5 protein-coding genes are annotated in these 7139 nt (G+C 62.1%); 3 read left to right on the forward strand and 2 right to left on the reverse strand.

The features are described from left to right. Positions 1 to 311 precede the first annotated feature (311 nt). The 3 genes from gltA (at position 312) to B0E42_RS25085 (ending at position 5046) form a co-directional block, all read left to right on the forward strand. Positions 312 to 1601 carry a citrate synthase gene (gene gltA / locus B0E42_RS25070; RefSeq protein ID WP_014339589.1) on the forward strand — a complete coding sequence of 430 codons (1290 nt, stop codon included), beginning with the start codon at positions 312 to 314 and terminating at the stop codon, positions 1599 to 1601. A gap of 1379 nt (positions 1602 to 2980) precedes the next feature. After that, positions 2981 to 3946 carry a DMT family transporter gene (locus B0E42_RS25080; protein ID WP_053177760.1) on the forward strand — a complete coding sequence of 322 codons (966 nt, stop codon included), beginning with the start codon at positions 2981 to 2983 and terminating at the stop codon, positions 3944 to 3946. Between the two features lie 239 nt (positions 3947 to 4185). Beyond that, a complete protein-coding gene (locus B0E42_RS25085) occupies positions 4186 to 5046 on the forward strand; it encodes a CAP domain-containing protein (protein WP_077508112.1) in 861 nt (286 codons plus the stop codon). 95 nt (positions 5047 to 5141) lie between these two features. Here the strand turns inward: B0E42_RS25085 and B0E42_RS25090 are convergent, their stop codons facing one another. After that, complete coding sequence (locus B0E42_RS25090; RefSeq protein ID WP_018611588.1) at positions 5142 to 5675, reverse strand: cysteine hydrolase family protein; 534 nt, start codon at positions 5673 to 5675, stop codon at positions 5142 to 5144. Between the two features lie 40 nt (positions 5676 to 5715). Then, positions 5716 to 7139: gamma-glutamyltransferase (ggt, locus tag B0E42_RS25095; RefSeq protein ID WP_077508118.1), on the reverse strand; the 1424-nt coding region annotated here is incomplete at its 5' end.

The following is a 7139-nucleotide window of genomic DNA, read 5'->3' on the forward strand; positions in this document are numbered from 1 at the left end:
GCGCACTGGTCAGGTACTCACCACCCAGGGAGTGACGACCCCCAAGAAAGCAGGCCCAAAAGCCCCTGGCGGTCGGTGGCCGAGTATAGACAGTTAGGCTACTAATGACAACGCGTTCACCTTCCCCTAATAGCGCATTGCACATATGGCGTAAAAGGCGTAAACGGCAGGCAATTTCGCGGAAAAAGTCCGGTTAAAGCCTTCTGGAGCAAGACTTTAGGCAAATTGACTTTCGGATTTATCTCACTATAGTGGTGCGGGCCCTGCGTGGGGGGTCTGTCTGATGATTTCAAGCATTAATAGGAGGCCACATGGCTGACAAAAAAGCGCAGTTGATCATCGAGGGCGCAGCCCCCGTCGAGCTGCCCATTTTAACCGGCACCGTTGGTCCCGATGTAATCGACGTACGGGGCCTGACGGCCACGGGCCGTTTCACCTTTGACCCAGGTTTCATGTCGACCGCCTCGTGCGAGTCGAAGATCACCTACATCGACGGCGACAACGGCATCCTGCTGCACCGCGGCTACCCGATCGAGCAACTGGCTGAAAAATCGGACTACCTGGAAACCTGCTACCTGCTGCTCAATGGCGAGCTGCCAACCGCAGAGCAAAAGGCCCAGTTCGTCAGCACCGTGAAGAACCACACCATGGTTCACGAGCAGTTGAAGACCTTCTTCAACGGCTTCCGTCGCGATGCCCACCCGATGGCCGTCATGTGCGGCGTTGTCGGCGCCCTCTCGGCCTTCTACCACGACTCCCTGGACATCAATAACCCCCAGCATCGCGAAATCTCCGCGATCCGCCTGGTGGCGAAGATGCCGACCCTGGCAGCCATGGTCTACAAGTACTCCATGGGCCAGCCCATGATGTACCCGCGCAACGACCTGACCTATGCAGAGAACTTCCTGCATATGATGTTCAACACCCCGTGCGAGATCAAACCGATCAGCCCGGTGCTCGCCAAGGCCATGGACCGGATCTTCATCCTCCATGCCGACCACGAGCAGAACGCCTCCACGTCCACCGTGCGCCTGGCCGGCTCCTCGGGTGCCAACCCGTTCGCCTGTATCGCCGCCGGTATCGCCGCGCTCTGGGGCCCTGCCCACGGCGGTGCCAACGAAGCGGTATTGACCATGCTCGATGAAATCGGCGATGTCTCCAACATCGACAAGTTCATCGCCAAGGCCAAGGACAAGAACGATCCGTTCAAGCTGATGGGCTTCGGTCACCGGGTCTACAAGAACCGCGACCCGCGCGCCACCGTCATGAAGCAGACCTGCGACGAAGTGCTCAAGGAACTGGGGATCACAAACGATCCGCAACTCGAACTGGCCATGCGCCTGGAAGAGATCGCCCTGACCGACCCATACTTCATCGAGCGCTCGCTGTACCCGAACGTCGACTTCTACTCGGGGATCATCCTCAAGGCGATCGGCATTCCAACCAGCATGTTCACCGTGATCTTCGCCCTGGCGCGGACCGTCGGCTGGATCTCCCACTGGAAGGAAATGCTCTCCAGCCCGTACAAGATCGGCCGTCCGCGCCAGCTGTACACCGGCTACGAGTCGCGTGACATTACTCAGCTGGAAGACCGCAAGTAAGGCCTGCCTTGCCATAGGTTCCACGCTGCACTGAAACAGCCCCTGCTTCTTATATATAAGAGCGGGGGCTGTTTTGTTTATGCCCTCTTTGATATCTGCGGCGACTGGTCCGACACCTTCGCGAGCGAGCTCGCTCCCACATTGGACCCTGTGTATGACGCAAATCCCCTGTGGGAGCGTAATGTTGTTCACTTAAGGAAACGGCGCTTTTCCGAGGGAGCGCCGTTTCCTTTGGGGTTGGGTTGGATTGGATTGGGTACATATCCGTTGCTGCGGTAACGGCTGCTGACGGTTCCGCTCTTACAGCGGCTCACTTTTGAGAAGCGCAAAAGTAAGCAAAACGCTCATGCCCCACCACTTGGCACCTCGCTTAGGCTCGGTGTGCCCTCACTCCGGCATTGCTCCGTGGGCCGCCGCGAAGGGCCATCCATGGCCCAGCGCGGCTATCCCGGCATCCATGCCGGGATGCCCACTGCGCAATGCCTGCGTTCGGCCAGCGTGGTTTGACGGGGCGTCGAGATCAAAATCCAAAGCAAAGCAAAGCAAAGCAAGAGCGCGACACGTCCAACATCTATGTAGCTGAACCACCGCCATCGCGAGCAAGCTCGCTCCCTCATTGGCCTGCAGTGAACACAAGACTCATGGACACCCAGAATCACCTGTGGGAGCGAGCCTGCTCGCGATGAGGCCGGCACATCCAACCTCTTCATCGACTGTGACACCGCCATCGCGAGCAGGCTCGCTCCCACAATGGCCTGCAGTGAACACAAGACTCATGGACACCCAGAATCACCTGTGCGAGCTGGCTCGCGATGAGGCCGGCACATCCAACCTCACCACAAACCGACCCACCGCCTTCGCGAGCAAGCCCGCTCCCACAGGGGAAACGCGGTCTCCACCGAGAACCAGGCCGGCCGTTAGGCCGCCTCGCGGTGGATGTTGATCTCGGCGCCCCGTTAACCACGCTGGCCGAACGCAGGTATTGCGCAGTGGGCACCTCGGCATGGATGCCGAGGTAGCCGCGCTGGGCCATGGATGGCCCTTCGCGGCGGCCCACGGAGCAATGCCGGAGTGAGGGCACACCGAGCCTAGGCGAGGTGCCGAGTGGTGGGGCATGAGCGCTTTGGTTACTTTCGCGCTTTTCGAAAGTGACCCGCTGTAAGAGCGGAACAGCCAGCCGCCGTTACCGAAATAACGGATATACACACCAAAGCAAGTAAGCACCGAGGCAACCGCACCCATGCACCAGAACCCACAGGTCTGCGCACCATGTCCCTTGCCCCCCACGAGGTAAAAACCTTACAGTCATACGACAACCTATAACCAAAACAGCCGATCCTGGGCCTTTTGCCTTGGCGGCCGCCTTCGAGACACCTGCCATGAGCCGCCCCATCGCTGCACCTGACACCCCCACGCCGTTACCCCGCCACCTCGCGGTGCTCGTCCTGCTGTGCATGGGCTGTGCCTTCGCCGGCAACCACGTCGCCGCGCGGGCCGCGTTCGATGACGGTGCCGGTGTGCTGCTGGCGATCCTGCTGCGCTCGGGCGGGACGCTGCTGGTGCTGGCCGCGATGGTGCTCTGGCAACGACAAAGCCTGCGCCTGCCGCCCGGTGCGTGGCGTTGGCAATTGACGCTGGGGCTGTTGATCGGCGCCCAGAGCCTGTGCCTGTACTCCGCCGTGGCCCGGGTGCCAGTGGCGTTGGCGCTGCTGGTGGGCAACGTGTTTCCGATACTGCTGGCCTTGCTGACCTGGGCCCTGGGCGGACCACGCCCGACGGCGCGCACGGCTGCGTTGATGGGCATGATCCTGGTGGGCCTGGTGTTCGTGCTGGAAGTGCCGTCGCGGTTCTCGTCTGGGCAAGGCGTCGGCCCGCAATGGCTGCTGGGGGTGGGTCTGGCCTTTTGCGCGGCTTGTGCCTTTGCCTGCGCACTGTGGATCACCGATCACAAGTTGTCCCAGGTGCGCGGCTCGGTCCGCAGCCTGCTGACGATCTTCATCGTCTTCAGCAGCGTCAACCTCGCTGGCCTGACAGGCGCCCTGCCCGGCGGTTTCGACCTGCCAGCCAGCAACACCGGCTGGTTCGCCCTGGCGACCCTGGTGGTGCTCTATGGCACCGGGTTTACCGTGCTGTTCATTTCCGTGCCCCGCCTGGACATGCCGCGCAACGCCCCGGTGATGAACATCGAACCGCTGGCCACGCTGCTGATCGGCTGGCTGGTGCTGGACCAGATGCTCAACCCGGGCCAGGTGATGGGTGGCGCGATTGTGGTGACGGGCATCGTGCTGCTGACCTATCGCAAGGTTGAACGGGTCAAGCAGCCCCAAGTTCAGCCGACTTCATGAACCTGACACACCGAGATGTCAGGTTTTAGGGCCGCTTCGCGCCCCAGCGGGGATAAATCCCCTCGCCACAATAGTGTTGTGCCAGCCCACAGATAGTCTTCGCCTTCCTGAAACTTGTTCCAAAACCGACAGTCCTACCCCAGCCGTGAAACCCCCGCCGATCTGCAGCGGCGGGTTTTCCAGCTGATCGGCGCCAAGCCTGGCGCTATGGCAACTCCCCCTCTTGAGCCGTTCGCCCCATGCGCCACCCTGTTCGCTCTTGCCGTTTCGTTTCGCTGTGCTTGCTTGCCCTGTTTCCTCTATTCGCCAGCCCCGCCCATGCCCGCGGCGAAAGGCAGCTGGTGGAGGCCATCAACGATTTCCGTAGCCAGCCGCGCCGTTGTGAATGGCGCACGGTGCGTGCCACGCCGCCGCTGGTGCTGCGTTCAAGCCTGGGCTTGCCGATCGGCTTTCGCGGTGGCCTGCGGGACACCTTGAAAGACGCCGGCTATCAAGCCCGGGCCGTGCGCAGCATTCGCTTGACCGATGCGCGGGACGCCGAAGAAGCCTTCGACATGTTGGCCGATGAACATTGCGCAGCGCTGCTGGACAACCAGTACGCCGACATCGGCGTCAATCGGGTCGGTGATGAATGGCGCGTGGTGCTGGCGCAGCCCATGGGTGGCACACGGATGAGCGACGCGGGTGCGGCGGACAAGTCGCTGCTGGCCCAGGTCAATGCCGCCAGGGCCAAGCCACGGATGTGCGGGCGCCAGCGCTTCGCGGCGGCCCGGCCGCTGAGCTGGAACGCCGCGCTGGGAACCGCCGCCCAAGGCCACAGCCGGTCGATGGCCCGCGAGAATTATTTCGCCCATCGCGACCCGGACGGTCGCTCCTCTTCCGATCGCGCCAAGCGCGCCGGCTTTCGCGGACGTAAACTGGGCGAGAACATCGCCGCCGGACAACGCTCACCGAGCCAGGCCATGCACGATTGGCTGGCCAGCCCAGGGCACTGCGCCAACCTGATGAACCCGATGTTCACCCAGATGGGCGCAGCTTCCGCCAGCGATTCGCGCAGTGATGCGGGGGTGTACTGGACGATGGTGCTTGGCGCACCGTGATGTGATCCCGACTTGCATACACCATTGTGGCGAGGGGATTTATCCCCTCGCCACAGAGACATCCCCTCGACACAGGTTTAACCATTGGTTTCGGGTCAGAGGCGAATGTCAGCCGCCGCCACCACATCGATCCGCGACACCGCACTGCTCAGCCGCCCCAATCGGTTGTTGTGATTGGCAATGATCTGCTCGGCGGCCATGCTGCCGTTGTCCACCGTGGAGTGGGCATCGGCCGCCAGAACCACGTCGTACCCCAGGGCATGGGCCTGGCGCACGGTGGCGTTGACGCAATAGTCGGTTTGCAGCCCGCAGATCACCAGGCGGTCGATGCCTCGGGCCTGCAACAACGGTTGCAGGTCGGTCTGGTAGAAGGCATCGGGGGTGGTCTTGCGCACCCGCAGGTCATCGGCAGCGGTCAACAGGTCGTCGGCCAGTTGCCAGGCGGCAGAACCATACGTCAACGAACCTTCCAACTCTTCGTGCTGGATCAGGATCACCGTCAAGCCGAGGGCCCGGGTTTTGGCCGCCAGCTCGTTGATGGTCCGGATGATGCGCTGGCTGTCGAAGCATTCCTCTTCGCCTGAGCACAGCGCGTTCTGGACATCGATGATCAGCAATGCGGTGTTCATGACCTTCCCTCTTCAAGCAATATCGGAGCCGTGCGATGACTCAATACCCCAGCGACAACCCGGTGTTGCGACGGGGGTCGTTGGCGCCATAGAAGCGGTTCTTGCCCACCGGTTTGCCACCCAATGACGGCGCACCGACCAGGATCGCGGCAATGTGGTTGGGGTCCTGCGGGCCGGCGAACTTGTGCCCCCAGCTCTCCAGCAGCTTGCGGGTATCCGGGCTGGCCGCAAAGGTCTCCAGGTTGGTTTCCTCCGGCATCCACTGTTGGTGGAAACGCGGTGCGTCGACAGCCTCCTGGAGGTTCATGCCGTAGTCGATCACATTGAGGATAGTCAGCAATGTCGCGGTGATGATCCGGCTGCCGCCCGGAGTGCCCACCACCATGACCGTCTTGCCATCCTTGGTGACAATGGTCGGGCTCATGGATGACAGCGGCGCCTTGCCCGGCGCAATGGCGTTGGCTTCGCCCTGCACCAGGCCATACATGTTGGGCACGCCGACCTTGGCGGTGAAGTCGTCCATTTCATCGTTGAGAATCACCCCGGTCTTGCTCGCCATGACACCGGCACCGAACCAGTCGTTCAGGGTGTAGGTGACCGAAACGGCATTGCCCCACTTATCGACGATGGAGTAATGGGTGGTGTTGCTGCCCTCATGGGGCGCCACGCCGGGCTTGATCTTCTGCGAGTCGCCGGCCTGTTGCGGCTCGATCGCGGCCCGCAGCTTGGCGGCGTAGTTTTTATCCAGCAGATGGTCGATGGGGTTCTTCACGAAGTCCGGGTCACCCAGGTAACTGTTGCGGTCCACGTAGGCGTGGCGCATGGCTTCGATCTGATAGTGCATGCCCTGGGCCGAATGGAACCCCAGATCCTTCATCGGATAACCGTCGAGGATGTTCATGATCTGGCACAGCACCACGCCACCGGAACTGGGCGGCGGCGCCGAGATGATGTGATAGCCGCGGTAGTCGCACTCCACCGGAGCCAGTTCGCGGGTCTGGTACTTGTCCAGATCGGCCTGGGTGATGATGCCTTTGTTGGCCTGGCTGGAGGTGACCAGGGCATCGGCGACCCAGCCTTTGTAGAAGCCGTCGGCGCCCTTGGCGGAGATTTCCCGCAGGGTCTTGGCGAGGTCTTTTTGCAGCAGTTTCTGGCCGACCTGCATGGGCTCGCCGTTGTGCAGGAAGATCGCTCCGGAGTCGCGTATGTCCTTCTTGAACACATCGGTGGCGGTTTCCAGCAGATCGACATCGCCCTGCTCCAGGGTGAAGCCTTCGTCGGCGAACTTGATCGCCGGAGCGATCAGTTCCGCCCGGGGTTTGCTGCCGTATTTGCTCAACGCCAGTTCCATGCCGGACACGGTGCCGGGCACACCCACTGCCAGGTGCCCGCGGGTGCTGAGTTCGGGCACGACGTTGCCGTCCTTGTCCAGGTACATGTTGGCGGTGGCGGCCAGGGGGGCCT

This window comes from Pseudomonas sp. A25(2017) (assembly GCF_002001065.1).
Taxonomy (GTDB): Bacteria; Pseudomonadota; Gammaproteobacteria; order Pseudomonadales; family Pseudomonadaceae; genus Aquipseudomonas; species Aquipseudomonas kilonensis.